This is a genomic window from Pseudalkalibacillus salsuginis (assembly GCF_021646685.1).
Taxonomy (GTDB): domain Bacteria; phylum Bacillota; class Bacilli; order Bacillales; family Fictibacillaceae; genus Pseudalkalibacillus; species Pseudalkalibacillus salsuginis.
This window is the reverse complement of record NZ_JAKJHW010000004.1, coordinates 188524-204504: the sequence shown is the minus strand read 5'-3', so window position 1 is coordinate 204504 and position 15981 is coordinate 188524. Positions and strand designations below refer to the sequence as shown.

The following is a 15981-nucleotide window of genomic DNA, read 5'->3' as shown; positions in this document are numbered from 1 at the left end:
CAAAAATATATATTCAAAAAGCTTATAAATCCATCCATGTGTATTCGAACATGAATATGTATCACCAGGTTTTTAAAGCTAATAAAAAAGCGGGTATAATCCCCGCTTTTTGATGAACTATCGACGTAAACCTAGTTTGTTAATAAGAGTACGGTAACGTGTAACATCTTTCTTACGTAAGTACGTCAACAAATTACGTCGCTTACCAACCATCTTCAACAGACCACGACGAGAGTGGTGATCTTTCTTGTGTGTACGTAAGTGATCGTTCAATTCGTTAATTTGCTCAGTCAGGATAGCAATCTGTACTTCTGGAGACCCTGTATCGTTATCATGGGTCTTGTACTCAGCGATCAAATCGTTTTTACGTTCTTGTGAAATAGCCATCCTTTTCACCTCCTTTTCTAGTAATCCCCGATCTCCCTAGCAAACGTCGGTGAATCGTTGTGCCAAGAAGCGGTTCTGTACAATTTGTACAAATACAAGAATAACGCTTTTCAAGTCTAATTGCAAGCCAAGACCATTCATGTTTTGTGAAAGATTTGTGTTGCTTCCTCGATATCCTTGGAAATTTGTCCTTTTAATTCATCAATTGAGGAAAATCTCTTTTCGTGCCGGATGTGATGACACCATTCTACCTTGACATCCTCCCCATAAATGGAAGCATCAAATGAAAACAAATGGATTTCCACGGTTGGGAGATCGGGATTTACCTCATTGAAGGTCGGTTTATATCCAACATTGCAGACTCCCTCGTACCATTCGCCATTCACTTGCATACGGACAGCATAAACACCTGTCTGTGGTAATTGATATGTGTCAGAAGGCTGGATATTGGCTGTCGGAAAGCCGATCGTTTTCCCCCGATGATCACCATGGACAACCGTTCCTCTGATCGAATAAGTGCGACCAAGAAATTTGGGAATCTGCTCCACTTTCCCTGATTCGATTAATGAACGGATCAATGTGGAACTGACCTTTTCTCCATCTATAGCTACCTTCTCTACAACTGTATGTTTGAATTGATTCCTTGAATGGAACGGAAGTGTTTCCATCGTCCCTTCACCTTTTTTGCCAAATGAAAAATCAAACCCCGCAATGACATGTTTGACATTGAAACCAATGATGAAATCATCGACAAATTGCTGTGGAGTTAGGGAAGCGAATGATCTGCTGAAATTGACGATATATAGCCGATCGATCCCCATCGCGTTAATAAGAGACCGTTTATCTTCAATTGGTGTAATGTGTGTTTTTTCGGTCCGTTCCCTGCCAAGGACTACAGAAGGGTGGGGATCGAACGTCATGACCGCTGAATCCAACCCTGAATCATCTGCAATGTGCTTTGCAGTATTGATCACTTTTTGGTGTCCTAAATGGATTCCATCAAAATATCCGATGGCCATTGCAGTTGGCGGGGCACCCTTCAATTGTTCCAATTGGGTATGGTCAACCTTATATGTTTTCAAATTACCACCTAAGTTCTGTTTTGAATTTTAAGTACTTTCTCAGGTTTGACCCATCCTGGGCGTTCAGGATGGGGAGTGTATATAGCAAGACACTCTCCTTGTCCATTATAAACGGCAGTCCTTGGATTGGAAAGTTCTTTTGTCTCTTCAAGCAACGTTCCGTTAAGGATCTTTTTTTCGATTTCGTCTGAAACGGTCACAGAAGGAAAAATCTTCAAAGCTTTCTCAATGGGCATTAGTGCATCAGACAACTTATCTGCCATGATCATCTGCTCCAAATGTTCCAAGGTGACAGCCTCGGTTAGTGTAAATGGTCCTGACTGTGTCCTTATCAAGGATGCCATATGAGCTGGGTAACCAAGAGCTTTACCAATATCAACGGCCAACGTGCGGATGTAAGTTCCCTTACTGCAAGTTACTCGAATTTTGAACTCGGTATTGCCGTCATTATGATTACGTTGCGGACCATCCAAAAGCTCCAGAACAATGATCCTGACCTTTCTCGACGGTCGTTCAACTTCAATTCCTTCCCGGGCATATTCATATAACCTTTTACCCTTGATCTTCACAGCAGAATACATTGGAGGAACTTGTTCGATTACACCCTCAAATGATTCCAACACGGACCTGACTTGCTCGGTACTTATAAGACCGACATCCGCAGACTCGATGATATCCCCTGTTTGATCTTCGGTCGTCGTCGCAGTCCCTAAAGAAACCGTAGCTTCATAAGTCTTGTCATATGCACTCATATATTCAGCCACTTTGGTCGCCCGATTGATGCAGATCGGGAGGACTCCTGAAACAGCGGGATCCAGTGTACCTGTATGACCAACACGTTTGGTACGGAGCATTTTGCGGAGCTTGACGACACAATCATGGGAAGTCATGCCTGCCTGTTTATGTATAGGGATGATCCCATCTTCAGTTGATTTCATACTTACACATCCTTATCAGACAACGACCTATGGTTAGGTGCTGCAAGATATTAATTATCAAACGAAAAACGTCTAATTTCATTTTTGGATCCGTCACATCTGTTCTTTTATTTAGGTAAAAAGTAAATGAATTCCACTGTTTTTCTGGAAATAAGGACTCTCGCATCGTTACTTTTACTGAACATGGCGCGATTTTATGGAAAAAAGGCCTCCTCTGTCCGCCAATAAACAGAAATCCACGTTTATCATCTGTTATGTAGAATGATGGAACGGTATCTATAACATATAAAAGGGAAAATGGGATTGGCCCAGCGGTTCGTAGTCCGAATGGTGAACGATCATGTATCCTTGTGCTGATCGTCCAATCGGAAGCATTGAACCCGATATGCTGGGGCAATCCCTCTAACCTTTACTCTCTGTTATCATTGATTTTATCCAAAAGCGTCTCGATCCGATTGCCATATTCGATTGAATGGTCAAACTGGAAGAGAATTTCTGGCGTTTTTCTTAAACGGATCCTTTTTCCTATTTCCGAGCGGATAAATCCTGTGGCTTTTGCAAGACCAGCAAGGGTATTCGCTTTCTCTTCTTCATCCCCGAACACAGAAATGAAGATTGTTGCCTGTTGAAGATCTCCAGTCACTTCAACAGCAGTAACGGTGACAAATCCTACCCTCGGATCTTTGATCTTTTGGCCAATTATTTCACCAAGTTCTTTTTTCATCTGCTCTGCTACGCGATTAGCACGTACATTGCTCATAAAAAACACCTCATTAAGTCAATTTAAAGACGAAGGTTTCTTATAATAGTTCGGTATCATAATTCGTAACTTCAAATTCATCAAACCGATCCATATATTTCACTACCTGCTGCAATTCCTTTTCGACCATTTGCTTATCTTTCGAGATAGTCACAATCCCGATCTCAAATCGCTGCCAAAGATCGTGATAGTCCATTTCTGCTACAGCCACATTGAATTGCTGTTTCAAACGCTGAATCACTTTTTTGACTACCGAACGTTTTTCTTTCAAAGAGTGAGCATCATGAATATGACACTCACACTTCAAACTCCCGATCATTTCGGTTGTACCTCTTCCATAACATAGGCTTCAATTACGTCGCCTTCTTTAATATCGTTGAATTTCTCTAATGTTATACCACACTCATAACCAGCAGCCACTTCCTTGGCATCGTCTTTAAAACGTTTCAGTGTATCGACAGTACCTTCAAATACGACTACACCATCACGTACAAGACGTACTCCGGAATCACGTGTGATTTTTCCTTCTGTCACATAACAACCGGCAATGGTTCCTACTTTTGAAACTTTGAATGTCGTACGTACCTCTACTTGGCCAATCACTTTCTCCTGGTAGACTGGATCGAGCATACCTTTCATAGCAGACTCGATTTCATCGATGACATTGTAGATGATGCGGTGGAGTCGGATATCCACTTTTTCTGCTTCTGCAGTACGTTTCGCATTATTATCCGGACGAACATTGAATCCAATGATGATCGCATTAGAAGCTGAGGCCAAGATGATGTCAGATTCAGCAATCGCACCTACACCAGTGTGGATGATTTTCACTTTGACACCTTCAACATCAATTTTTCTCAATGAGCTTGCAAGGGCTTCTACTGAGCCTTGGACGTCGGCTTTGAGGATGACGTTGATTTCTTTGATCTCGCCCTCTTTGATTTGTTCAAACAGATCATCAAGGTTGAGCTTCGAGCTCTCTTTACGCTGCTGCTCGATTTGCCTTTTGGAACGGGCTTCACCGATTGCTCGAGCTTTTTTCTCATCTTTATACACTCTGAACTGATCACCTGCGTTCGGCACATCATTTAAACCAGTAATTTCGACAGGAGTGGATGGTCCAGCCTTCTTGACACGCCGGCCAAGATCATTGACCATCGCACGTACACGGCCATACGTATTACCGACAACGATCGGATCCCCGATTTCGAGTGTTCCGCCTTGTACGAGAAGAGTCGCCACCGGGCCGCGGCCTTTGTCCAGCTGTGCCTCAATGACCGTACCATTAGCGAAGCGATCAGGGTTAGACTTATGCTCTTCAACTTCTGCTACGAGAAGAACCATTTCCAGAAGCTCATCGATTCCTTCTCCACTGATAGCCGAGAGCTTAACAAAAATCGTATCGCCGCCCCAATCCTCAGGAATCAATTCATGTTCTGTCAATTCCTGCATGACACGATCAGGGTTAGCACCTTCTTTATCCATCTTGTTCACAGCAACAATGATCGGCACCTCTGCTGCTTTCGCATGGTTGATCGCTTCAACTGTCTGAGGCATGACACCATCATCCGCAGCTACTACAAGAATGGTGATATCCGTTACTTGTGCACCTCTAGCACGCATCGTCGTGAATGCAGCGTGTCCTGGTGTATCAAGGAATGTGATCGGCTTCCCGTTCTCTTCAATTTGGTAAGCACCAATATGCTGTGTAATCCCACCTGCTTCTCCTGCAGCCACTTTCGTTTTACGGATGGAATCAAGCAACGTTGTCTTTCCGTGGTCGACGTGCCCCATGATTGTAACGACAGGCGGCCTGATCGTGAGCAGATTTTCATCTTCTTCGATTTCAATTTGTTCGAAGTTCGTTTCGTCGATAATGATTTCCTCTTCAACTTCAACCTCGAAATCTGCTGCAACCAGCTCGATCGTTTCTTTGTCAAGTTCCTGGTTGATTGTTGCCATTACACCTAACCCCATCAACTTTTTGATGATTTCAGAGGATTCAAGGTGCAGTTTCTTCGCCAATTCACCGACCGTCAAAGAACCTTCAAAAGTAATTTTTTCAGGCATCTTCGGTTTCTGTTGCTCCCTTTTCGGCTGCTGTGGTTGATTTCCAGCCGGACGGTTGTTCTTTCCTTTTGGACGGTTCTGGCCTCCTGGGCGGTTCTGGCCACCTGGGCGGTTTTGGCCTCCTGAGCGATTCTGCCCTCCTGGCCGGTTCTGCCCTCCTGGACGGTTCTGCCCTCCTGGACGGTTCTGCCCTCCTGGACTGTTTTGCCCTCCTGGACGGTTCTGCCCTCCTGGACTGTTTTGCCCTCCTGGACTGTTTTGCCCTCCTGGACGATTCTGGCTACGATTGCTGTTAGGGCTGTTGTTACGATTTGGTTTATTCGGATCATTGTTTGTTTTATTGCCAACGCGGTTGTTTGGACGATCTCCAGGCTTTTGCTGGTTGCGGTTGTCCGAATTATTGCCTTTTGGTTTACTATCCGATTGTTTCGTAGGTTTATTGGATGGGTTATTCGGTTTTGATCCTTTCTTTTGCCCCGGATTAGAACTGAACGTTTCGTCCAATTTACTTACCGTAGCATCCTCGATTGTCGACATATGATTCGTTACTTCTATATTCATAGTCTTCAACTTTTGAATGACATCTTTACTTTGAATGTTGTGTTTCTTCGCATATTCATACACGCGCATCTTACTCATTTGGTCACCCCCGAAATTATTGATCGATCAATTTCTTCAATTTCTTCGCAAAGCCATTATCGATCACGGCAACGGTTACCCGTTGTTCTTTCCCAATTGCGTTACCTAACTCGATTCTGTCAGGAACTATATAATAAGGAACTTGATAGTAAGTACACTTATCTATCAGCTTTTTCCTTGTATTGGCGGATGCATCTTCAGCAAGCAAGATCATTTTGGCACGTTGTTGACGTATTTCTTTAACTACCAACTCTTCACCAGATACACATTTCCCGGCTCTATTCGCTAAGCCCAACAATGATTTCCATGATGATTTCATCTAGTTCCCCGGTTGACTGACCTGATTTTTCAATTCTTCGTATACAGAATCAGAAACTTGGACAGATAGTTGGTTCTGGAATGCTTTCTTTTTTTGTGCCAATTCAAAACAGGAGATCTTGTTGCAAATATAAGCTCCTCTGCCTGACTTCTTACCGGTAAGATCTATCGAAACTTCTCCTTCAGGAGTACGGACAATGCGAATCAATTCTTTCTTCGGCTTGTTTTCTTGGCAAGCTATACATTTTCGCATCGGTATTTTCCGCTTTTTCATCGTTTCTCTCTCCTTTTAATCTTCCAGCTCTTCGTCATATTCATCATAATCCGGCTCTTCAGGTTGTTTATTCGGATCGTATAAGCCCTTTTCAATTGCTTCAGTCTCACTTTTGATATCGATTTTCCAACCCGTCAGCTTGGCAGCTAATCTAGCATTTTGACCACGCTTCCCGATTGCAAGTGAAAGTTGATAGTCAGGAACGATGACACGAGTCATTTTCTCTTCTTCTTTCACTTGGACTTCAAGGACCTTTGAAGGGCTGAGTGCATTGGCCACATATTCAACCGGATCCTTTGACCATCTTACAATATCGATCTTTTCACCATGAAGCTCATTCACAATTGTTTGGACACGCTGCCCTCTTGGTCCTACACAAGAACCCACCGGATCTACTTCAGGATCCTCTGCATGTACAGAAATTTTGGAACGATCACCGGCTTCACGGGATATTGATTTTATTTCGACTGTTCCATCATAAATCTCAGGTACCTCTAGCTCAAATAGTCTTTTCAATAGCCCTGGATGTGTTCTGGAAACCATGATCTGAGGTCCCTTAGTCGTTTTCTCGACTTTCGTTATGAACACTTTAATCCGGTCATTCGTCTTATAGGCCTCGGATTGAATTTGTTCCGTAGTCGGCAACAATGCTTCAACCCTTCCTAGATCCACATACATGAAACGGTGATCCTGGCGTTGTACGACTCCTGTGATAATATCTTCTTCACGATCGATGAATTCAGAATAAATGATTCCGCGTTCTGCTTCACGAACTCTTTGGGTGACGACTTGCTTTGCTGTCTGGGCTGCTATACGCCCGAAATCTTTCGGTGTCACTTCAATTTCGACGACGTCCCCTTCTTCATATTGTGGGCTGATTTCTTTTGCTTGGTCGATTGACATTTCCAAGCGGCTGTCTTCGACTGTTTCCACGACATTTTTTCTTGCGAATACTTTAACACTGCCCGTGTCCTGATTAAAATCAACACGGACATTCTGTGCTTGATGGAAATTCCGTTTATATGCCGAAATCAGAGCGGCTTCAATCGCTTCTACAATGACGTCTTTACTGATTCCCTTTTCTTTCTCAAGTACTGTCAACGCATCCATTAAATCGCTCATTGGACTCTCCCCCTTAGGATTAGAATGATACCGCTAACCGGGCGTTTGCCACTTTGTCATACGGAATCTTGATTTCCTTCAATCTTGTCTTGATTCGAATTTCGACAGTCAGCTCTTCCCCATCAAATGCGGTGAGCGTACCTTCGAATTCTTTTTGGCCGTCAATCTGCTCGTAAGTCTTGACATGCACATGCTTCCCAACTGCTTTATGAAGGTCTGCATCCTTTTTCAAAGGTCTTTCTACACCTGGTGATGATACCTCTAGGAAATAAGCCTGGGAGATCGGGTCGACTTCGTCTAATTTCTCGCTCAATTGTTCACTTACTTTGCCGCATTCTTCGATGTCTACACCATCTTCACTATCGATGTATACTCTTAAAAACCAATTCTTCCCCTCTTTAACAAACTCCACGTCTACCAGTTCAAGGTCCATGGATTCTAAGATAGGTGTGACGAGGTCTTCCGTTATCTCACTCACCTTTTTACTCATAAGTGGCCCTCCTTTATCATGGGACATTTTCGGCTTCAACTTTATAACTTCCGAATAATCTAGAAAAAAAGATATCATACATAAAGGAAAGAGTGGGTTGGCACCCACTCCTTCCGACGACCTATTCACTAGTATTTCCAATTCCAATATACCATAAACGTGATCAGCATTGCAACTTAGTACAAGACTTTACGATTGTCCCGCTGGAAGCTTAAGATCACTCAATGCGAAAATCTAGAACAATGAAAGTTGGTTTGCATCAGGGAGCCCTTCCAGGCACCCTTGATCCTCCAAGTATTGAAGTACGGTTTTCGAAATCTTGCTTCGTTGCTGTAAATCTTCCTTTGAAAGGAATTCTCCGTTCTCTCTAGCCTTTACGATGTTTATCGCAGCATTGGTCCCAAGTCCTGGAATTGCATTGAACGGTGGTATCAATGTATCGCCATCAACGATGAATTCAGAGGCTGATGACCGATACAGGTCAACCTTTTGGAAGCTGTGCCCTCGTTCACACATTTCAAGGGCTAACTCCAAGACAGTCAACAAGTTCTTTTCTTTAGGGGATGCATCCAGACCCTTTTGGTTGATTTCATCGATTCGATGACGGATTGCGGCAGACCCTCTCACCATCACTTCCAAATCAAAGTCGTCTGCACGTACAGTGAAATATGCAGCATAGAAGAGGATTGGATGATGCACTTTGAAGTAGGCGATCCGGACAGCCATCAAGACGTAAGCGGCTGCATGGGCTTTCGGGAACATGTACTTGATTTTTTTACAAGACTCAATATACCAATCCGGTACACCGTTCTTCTTCATTTCTTCAATCCATTCATCCTGCAAGCCTTTACCCTTACGGACGAATTCCATGATTTTGAAGGCAAGCGAAGGTTCTAGCCCTTTATAAATGAGATAAACCATGATATCGTCACGGCAGCCAATTACATCTTTAAGTTCACATGTTCCATTTGCAATCAACTCATTCGCATTGTTCAACCATACATCCGTCCCGTGGGAAAGCCCTGAAATTTGAACCAGTTCCGAGAAGGTGCTCGGTTTCGTCTCTTCGAGCATTTGCCTTACGAAACGTGTACCGAACTCAGGGATTCCGTATGTTCCAGTCTTACACATGATTTGGTCCTCTGTTACCCCTAATGACTCTGTACCGCTGAACAGTTTCATGACATCTGCGTCATCTGTCGGAATCGTCTTCGGATCGATCCCGCTCAAATCCTGGAGCATCCGGATGACAGTCGGATCATCGTGCCCCAGAATATCGAGCTTCAGCAAGTTGTCATGTATCGAGTGGAAATCGAAGTGTGTCGTTTTCCAATCTGAGTTTTTATCGTCAGCAGGGAATTGGATCGGACAAAAATCGAAAATATCCATGTAATCCGGCACGACGATGATTCCACCGGGATGCTGTCCAGTCGTCCTTTTAACACCTGTACATCCACCGACAAGCCGATCGATCTCCGCTGAACGATAATGGATATTATTATCCGATGCATACCCTTTGACATAACCGTATGCTGTTTTCTCTGCAACTGTACCGATCGTCCCTGCACGATATACATAACCCTCACCGAACAGCTCTTTCGTGTAATTGTGTGCCCGTGGCTGATACTCCCCTGAGAAATTGAGGTCGATATCAGGAACCTTATCGCCTTTAAATCCTAAGAATGTTTCAAATGGTATATCATGACCATCTTTCCTATAGTCAGCCCCGCATTTTTCACATTGTTTGTCCGGCAGGTCGAATCCAGATCCTATTGACCCGTCATCAAAAAACACAGAATGCTTACAAGATGGACAAACATAATGCGGCGGTAGGGGGTTCACCTCAGTAATTTCCGTCATCGTCGCGACGAATGAGGAACCTACCGACCCACGTGACCCGACAAGATAGCCATCATTCAATGATTTCTTTACAAGTTTTTGAGATATCAGATATATGACGGCAAATCCGTGCCCGATAATACTTTTAAGCTCTTTTTCCAGGCGGTCTTCAACCAATTTCGGAAGCTCTTCTCCATAGATGCCTCGAGCACGTCCATAACTCATATTACGGATTTCATCATCTGCTCCTTCGATTTTAGGTGTATAAAGATCATCTGGGATCGGCTTCACTTCCTCGATTTTGCTGGCTACTGCACGTGTTGCTTCCACGACAATTTTCTTTGCAACGTCTTCCCCTAGGAAGTCGAATTCTTCGAGCATTTCATCCGTCGTTCGGAAATGCACATCAGGAAGCTTCTGGCGGTTGAGCGGATTGGCATTCCCCTGGCTGCCGATGAGGATTTTACGGTATATTTTATCTGATTCATTGAGGTAATGGACATTTCCAGTCGCTACAACCGGCTTGTCTAGCTTGTCTCCAAGTTTGACGATATTCTTTATGATTTCTTTTAGGGCTAGTTCATTCTGTACAAGTTCTTTTTCAATGAGATATTCATAGTTTCCTATCGGCTGAACTTCAAGATAATCATAAAATTTAGCGATTTCTTCCACTTCTTCAGGCGACTTCTGCATCATGCCTTCAAAGACTTCACCTTTGTCACACCCCGACCCGATAAGGATTCCTTCACGGTATTTCTTCAACTTCGACCTTGGAATCCGCGGTGTACGAAAGAAATAGTTGATATGGGACTCGGTCACAAGTCTGTAGATATTTTTCAGGCCATCCTGGTTTTTGGCCAGGAGTATACAATGTGAGGGACGAGTCCGTTCGAATCCGGTCTCCCCCATATGATCATTGAATTCATCGTGATAGGTGATCCCCTTTTCGATGCTATCCTTGATCATTTTCAGTAACAGATATCCAGTAGCTTCAGCATCATATATCGCCCGGTGGTGCTGAGTCAATTCAATGTCAAACTTTTTACAAAGTGTGTTCAATCTATGGTTTTTAAATTCTGGATATAGGAATCTGCCAAGTTCGAGTGTATCGATGACTGGATTGTTTGCATTACCGATACCGACATTCCGGAAGCCGACATTCAGGAATCCCATATCAAAGCTGGCATTATGGGCAACTAAAATCGAGTCTTCAATGAAAGTATGGAAATCCTTCAGCACATCCTCGATCTCAGGAGCATTGTTGACCATATCATCAGTAATCCCAGTCAGTTCAATCGTTGTTGCTGATAGTGGGTGGTGTGGATTGGCAAACGATTCAAAACGGTCGACGATTTCTCCGTTTCTTATTTTCACTGCTGCAAGTTCAATGATTTTATTATAGACGGCTGATAGACCTGTCGTCTCCACATCAAAAACGGTATACGTTTCATCTTGCAAGAGTCGGTGCTGGTCATTATAAGCGATTGGAACACCATCGTCTACTAGATTCGCTTCGAGACCATATAAAATTTTGATTCCATGCTTCTTTCCTGCCGAATAAGCTTCTGGGTATGATTGGACGACTGCATGGTCCGTAATAGCTACTGCAGGATGCCCCCATTTTGCTGCTTGTTCGACGAGTGAAGACGTAGAGCTTATCGCATCCATCTGGCTCATCGGTGTATGAAGGTGGAGCTCAACCCGTTTTTCATTATCTGGTGCTTCATCCTTCTTGACCACCGGTGGGAGCTCTTCGATATCATTTGCGATCATCACAAGGTCTCTTACAAACGTATCATTTTGTATACCTCCACGAGCTTTCACCCACATCCCCTTCTTCAGGGATTGTAGTTTGGGGATATCTTCCTTGTCGCGGGAGAACATTTTGATAAGGAGAGAATCAGTATAATCCGTTATTTTGAATGTCAGTAACATACGACCGCTTCTCAACTCTCGTGTCTCTGCGTCAAACACATACCCTTGAACGGTGATTTTCCTTTCCTCATCTACAATGGACTGGATCTGGACTGGTTCATCCTTTATCCCATATCCGATCTTCAATCTTTCTTCGCGGATGCCATTCTCAAGTTTCTTCTCGGCTTTTTCTTTCTCCATCAAGGCAGCCATCACTTTTGTCTTATCTTCCTGTTCCCTTTGCTCTACGAATCTTTGATAATCTTCCTGATTCTGTTCCACTTTCGTTTCAAATGTTAGCGAGGGGAAACCGTATCTTTTGAATGCAGTTCCCAGGGATGGACCGAGTTTTCTTTGAAACAGCATAGCTTGGGCATCATTCGAGACCCTTACGATCACTTTATTCCCTTCAAGAGCAGGCTGCTCCCCAGAAAGCATATCGAGCACAGGAAGGTTTTGGGCTTGTAATTGTTCAATACATGGGCTCCAATAGCCTTCAAAAAGCTCATTGGTGATTTCTTTTTGTTCACAATGGATGACACAATTTATGTTTGCGATTGCATGGAACGCTTTTTGCAAAAGTGTCTCAAATAATTGGTAAGCATCATAGGGTAAGAGTGATGGAATGAAAATATGGAAGGTCCATTTTTTCTGTTCCTTTTGGATAGAGAGCTTTTTCAAATACCCTTCTTCAAAAAAGGGGAGCTTCTCCTTAGGAAAGCCGATTTGTTCAAGTAACAAGGATAATCGTTGTTTCCGAATTTCCAGGTCCTCCATTTCATCTTGACTCCTTTCAACGATTGATAGGGCACAACGCTCGTAATGTACCCTTCGGAATATGTAAGGTTAAAAAGGGAGGGACTGACTGTGAATACTCGTCAGTCCCTTCCGGCCGTCGAACATCTCTATAGCTTTGAAATATACCTTTCAAGTTCAGAAATATGCTTTTCTACTTTTTCACCAGTCTGTCGGTTCTTCACTTCGACAACCCCCTCTTCTGCACGCTTCCCGACAATGACCTGTACTGATATCCCGATCAAATCAGCATCAGTGAATTTGACACCAGCACGTTCTTTACGGTCATCATAAAGGATATCCAATCGATCATTCTTCAGTTTAGCATAAAGGTCTTCTCCAAGCTGAAATTGCGATTCATTTTTCGGATTGACACAAATGAGGTGGACGTCGAACGGAGATAGTGACTTAGGCCAAATCATCCCGTCCTCGTCGTGCATTTGTTCAACAACAGCTGCTAATATACGGGAAACTCCGATTCCATATGACCCCATCGTTATTGGTTTCGCTTTACCATTTTCATCAAGGATGCTGGCATTCATCGATTCACTGTATCTTGTCCCCAACTTGAACACATGTCCAACTTCGATTCCTTTTGCGAAGACGATCTTTCCTTTTCCATCCGGAGAAGGATCACCTTCCTTTATGAATCGTAAGTCTTCATATAGGTCTACATTAAAATCAGCATCAGGATTGACGTGTTGATAATGTTTACCCGGTTCATTAGCCCCGCATACTCCATTGGTGATAGAGGCTACTGCATGATCGGCAATTACTTTTACTTCTTCCGGAACACCAACTGGTCCGATATATCCGACTTCACAGCCGATGATTTCTTTCGTCCGTACTTCAGTTGCCAACTCGACCACTTCAGCTTCAAGGACATTTTTGATCTTGATGTCATTAATCTCATGATCACCACGGGAGAGGACGAGAACAGGTTTTTCATCTACCATCCACAACAGTGATTTGATGCATTTTTGTGGTTCCACATCGAGATATTCGGCAACTTCAGAAATCGTACGTTTGTTTCCCGTATCCACTTTGATACGTTCCTTTACAGGAGAAGTGTCTTTCGTATAAGTTTCTTTAACAGGCGCCATTTCAATGTTCGCTGCAAATTCGGATTGATCTGAATAAGCGATCGTATCCTCCCCGATATCTGCAAGGACCATGAACTCATGGGTATCCTTCCCTCCCATGGCACCCGAATCAGCGATGACTGCTCTGAAATTCAAACCGCATCTGTTGAAAACATTCATATAGGCATTGTAGATCGCTTCATAATTACGGTCCAGGCCATCTGGGCCGACATCGAAGGAATAGGCATCCTTCATGATGAACTCCCTGCCTCGTAAAAGACCGAACCGTGGCCTTTTTTCATCACGGAACTTCGCTTGAATTTGATAAAGGACCATCGGTAAGCGTTTGTAGGATTTCACTTCATCTCGGAGTAAGCTTGTGATCAATTCTTCATGTGTAGCACCTAATGCGAACTTGCGGTCATGGCGATCGTTCAATCTCATCAATTCTGGTCCATATGTCTCCCATCTCCCGGATTCCTCCCAGAGCTCAGATGGTTGTAAAGCCGGCATCAATACTTCTTGTGAACCGATACGATCCATTTCTTCACGGATGATGGTTTCCACCTTCCTAAGGACTTTACGGCCTAATGGCAAAAAGGAATAGACTCCAGAAACACTTTGGCGGATAAAGCCAGCCCGAACCAACAACTGGTGACTTATTGCTTCAGCATCTGAAGGGACTTCCCTTAATGTAGGGATATATAGATTGCTTTGTCTCATCACTGCACCTTCTTCATTCATAAATTACGTCTGATTATTTGTTGATTTCATATACATACCTACTATCATTTAAAAGGTACATGCTTAAAAAATCAACCGTTTTAAGTTAAATAAGTAAACAAGGATTAATGTAACTGATTTTCAGCTCATTCGTGTGAAAGGATTTTTCACACGAATGAGCTGAAAATCAAGAGAGTTCAAGGTAGAATGAAAGAAAAAACCTGGCTCATCTGTGATGTGGATGAGCCAGGTTTTGTATTTTACGGTTCATTCTAATTGATGAAGAACTTATGGATGTCGTTCCATGTCACTACGATCATCAATAACATCAACAATGCAAATCCTATGAAGTGGACTAAACCTTCTTTTTGTGGGTCCAAAGGCTTTCCTCGGACAGCTTCGATTGCCAGAAAAGTCAATCTTCCACCGTCAAGTGCCGGTAGTGGCAAAAGGTTGAAGATACCAAGGTTGACACTCAAGAAAGCAGCCCATTGTAATAAAACAAAGACTCCTCCCTCTGCAGCTTGATCAGTGTAGTTATAAATCCCTACAGGACCTGACAGGTTGTCAAAAGAAATTTGACCTGTAACAAGCTGTCCTAAAGCCTGTATGATCAATACCGTGAGTTCGCCTGTTTTCTGGACTCCATATTGTAATGACCCGAGGAATGAAGTTTCTGTCGGCATATAGACACCGATGTAGCCTTCACTCGATTCTCCATCTTGTGTTTCCCTCTCATCAGGAGTGACTGTCACTTTTTCTGTTTGCCCATCTCTCTGGATAGTGAATTGCATTTCTTCATTCGGGTTTTGTTGGATGACTTTGACCAGTTCTTCCCAAGTATTGACAGCCTCCCCATCAACAGAGAGAACACGGTCCCCCTCATGGAGTCCTGCTTCATAGGCTGCTCCGTCTTTATCAAGTTTTCCTAATTGTGCTTCATCCACCGGGATCCCTTGTGTCATTGCATAGACGGCTAATAAAACGAATGCGAGCAAGAAATTCATCAACGGCCCTGCGAAAATTGCTAGAAAACGATCAATCAGAGATTTAGAACCGAATTGGCGATTGTAAGGTGCGATTTGCACTGGCAAACCATCCTGTATGAATTCTGCCTCAGGGTGAACCGGATAGGATTCGGTAAGTTCATCGTTAACATGTCCTCTTAAAACCAGGTCATGCTCAATATCCGCCTTTTCGACAGTCACCACCTTGGCATCAGGATAGCGAGAAAGCTGATTGGCAATAATCTGTTTGACTTTTCCCTCTTGATCGAAAATCAATCCGACCTGTTTGCCTGGTTTGATTTCGATTCCTTCCGGATCTTCCCCTGCCATGCGTACAAACCCGCCAAGTGGAAGAAGGCGGATCGTATACAAGGTCTCACCTTTTTTAGACGAAAAAATCTTAGGACCAAAACCGATTGCAAATTCCCGGCATAATATTCCAGCCCTTTTTGCTAATAACAGATGCCCTAGTTCATGAAAAAATACGAGAGCACCAAAGATAATGACAATCGAAATAAATGTACTCATTTACGTGACCACC

Annotated in this window: 13 protein-coding genes; all 13 read right to left on the bottom strand. The window is 43.4% G+C overall.

All coding sequences use genetic code 11. The features are described from left to right. Positions 1-117 precede the first annotated feature (117 nt). The gene (gene rpsO, locus L1611_RS12860; protein ID WP_221564435.1) at positions 118-387 is read right to left on the bottom strand and encodes a 30S ribosomal protein S15; all 270 of its coding nucleotides are present in this window, start codon (positions 385-387) and stop codon (positions 118-120) included. 137 nt (positions 388-524) lie between these two features. Further along, positions 525-1469 (bottom strand): bifunctional riboflavin kinase/FAD synthetase, encoded by a 945-nt coding sequence (gene ribF, locus L1611_RS12855; RefSeq protein WP_236313795.1) that lies wholly within the window; start codon positions 1467-1469, stop codon positions 525-527. 8 nt (positions 1470-1477) lie between these two features. Further along, positions 1478-2407: a tRNA pseudouridine(55) synthase TruB gene (gene truB / locus L1611_RS12850; RefSeq protein ID WP_236313793.1), complete on the bottom strand. Its 930-nt coding sequence runs from the start codon at positions 2405-2407 to the stop codon at positions 1478-1480. 409 nt (positions 2408-2816) lie between these two features. Beyond that, entirely contained in the window at positions 2817-3167 is a 351-nt protein-coding gene (gene rbfA / locus L1611_RS12845) for a 30S ribosome-binding factor RbfA (protein WP_236313792.1), read from the bottom strand. A gap of 40 nt (positions 3168-3207) precedes the next feature. Next, positions 3208-3486 carry a DUF503 domain-containing protein gene (locus tag L1611_RS12840; RefSeq protein ID WP_236313790.1) on the bottom strand — a complete coding sequence of 93 codons (279 nt, stop codon included), beginning with the start codon at positions 3484-3486 and terminating at the stop codon, positions 3208-3210. Beyond that, positions 3483-5876: a translation initiation factor IF-2 gene (gene infB, locus L1611_RS12835; protein ID WP_236313787.1), complete on the bottom strand. Its 2394-nt coding sequence runs from the start codon at positions 5874-5876 to the stop codon at positions 3483-3485. Before infB ends, L1611_RS12840 begins: the two co-directional genes overlap by 4 nt. Positions 5877-5892: 16 nt before the next feature. After that, a complete protein-coding gene (locus L1611_RS12830) occupies positions 5893-6195 on the bottom strand; it encodes a YlxQ family RNA-binding protein (protein WP_225065577.1) in 303 nt (100 codons plus the stop codon). Next, positions 6196-6468 carry an RNase P modulator RnpM gene (gene rnpM / locus L1611_RS12825; protein ID WP_236313786.1) on the bottom strand — a complete coding sequence of 91 codons (273 nt, stop codon included), beginning with the start codon at positions 6466-6468 and terminating at the stop codon, positions 6196-6198. A gap of 15 nt (positions 6469-6483) precedes the next feature. Beyond that, entirely contained in the window at positions 6484-7590 is a 1107-nt protein-coding gene (gene nusA / locus L1611_RS12820) for a transcription termination factor NusA (RefSeq protein WP_236313785.1), read from the bottom strand. Positions 7591-7609: 19 nt separating this feature from the next. Further along, positions 7610-8080, bottom strand: a complete 471-nt coding sequence (gene rimP / locus L1611_RS12815; protein WP_225065579.1) for a ribosome maturation factor RimP — start codon at positions 8078-8080, stop codon at positions 7610-7612. 234 nt (positions 8081-8314) lie between these two features. Then, positions 8315-12610: a PolC-type DNA polymerase III gene (locus L1611_RS12810; protein ID WP_236313784.1), complete on the bottom strand. Its 4296-nt coding sequence runs from the start codon at positions 12608-12610 to the stop codon at positions 8315-8317. A gap of 128 nt (positions 12611-12738) precedes the next feature. Beyond that, on the bottom strand, positions 12739-14433 hold the full coding sequence (locus L1611_RS12805) for a proline--tRNA ligase (RefSeq protein ID WP_236313783.1): 1695 nt from the start codon (positions 14431-14433) through the stop codon (positions 12739-12741). 272 nt (positions 14434-14705) lie between these two features. Continuing rightward, positions 14706-15968 (bottom strand): RIP metalloprotease RseP, encoded by a 1263-nt coding sequence (gene rseP, locus L1611_RS12800; protein WP_236313781.1) that lies wholly within the window; start codon positions 15966-15968, stop codon positions 14706-14708. Positions 15969-15981: the final 13 nt, after the last annotated feature.

What these genes read in the sequence shown, in the direction of transcription:
- rpsO (WP_221564435.1), bottom strand. Translation starts at nt 387, where the DNA reads ATGGCTATTTCACAAGAACGTAAAAACGATTTGATCGCTGAGTACAAG.
- truB (WP_236313793.1), bottom strand. Translation starts at nt 2,407, where the DNA reads ATGAAATCAACTGAAGATGGGATCATCCCTATACATAAACAGGCAGGC.
- rbfA (WP_236313792.1), bottom strand. Translation starts at nt 3,167, where the DNA reads ATGAGCAATGTACGTGCTAATCGCGTAGCAGAGCAGATGAAAAAAGAA.
- L1611_RS12840 (WP_236313790.1), bottom strand. Translation starts at nt 3,486, where the DNA reads ATGATCGGGAGTTTGAAGTGTGAGTGTCATATTCATGATGCTCACTCT.
- infB (WP_236313787.1), bottom strand. Translation starts at nt 5,876, where the DNA reads ATGAGTAAGATGCGCGTGTATGAATATGCGAAGAAACACAACATTCAA.
- L1611_RS12830 (WP_225065577.1), bottom strand. Translation starts at nt 6,195, where the DNA reads ATGAAATCATCATGGAAATCATTGTTGGGCTTAGCGAATAGAGCCGGG.
- rnpM (WP_236313786.1), bottom strand. Translation starts at nt 6,468, where the DNA reads ATGAAAAAGCGGAAAATACCGATGCGAAAATGTATAGCTTGCCAAGAA.
- nusA (WP_236313785.1), bottom strand. Translation starts at nt 7,590, where the DNA reads ATGAGCGATTTAATGGATGCGTTGACAGTACTTGAGAAAGAAAAGGGA.
- rimP (WP_225065579.1), bottom strand. Translation starts at nt 8,080, where the DNA reads ATGAGTAAAAAGGTGAGTGAGATAACGGAAGACCTCGTCACACCTATC.
- L1611_RS12810 (WP_236313784.1), bottom strand. Translation starts at nt 12,610, where the DNA reads ATGGAGGACCTGGAAATTCGGAAACAACGATTATCCTTGTTACTTGAA.
- L1611_RS12805 (WP_236313783.1), bottom strand. Translation starts at nt 14,433, where the DNA reads ATGAGACAAAGCAATCTATATATCCCTACATTAAGGGAAGTCCCTTCA.
- rseP (WP_236313781.1), bottom strand. Translation starts at nt 15,968, where the DNA reads ATGAGTACATTTATTTCGATTGTCATTATCTTTGGTGCTCTCGTATTT.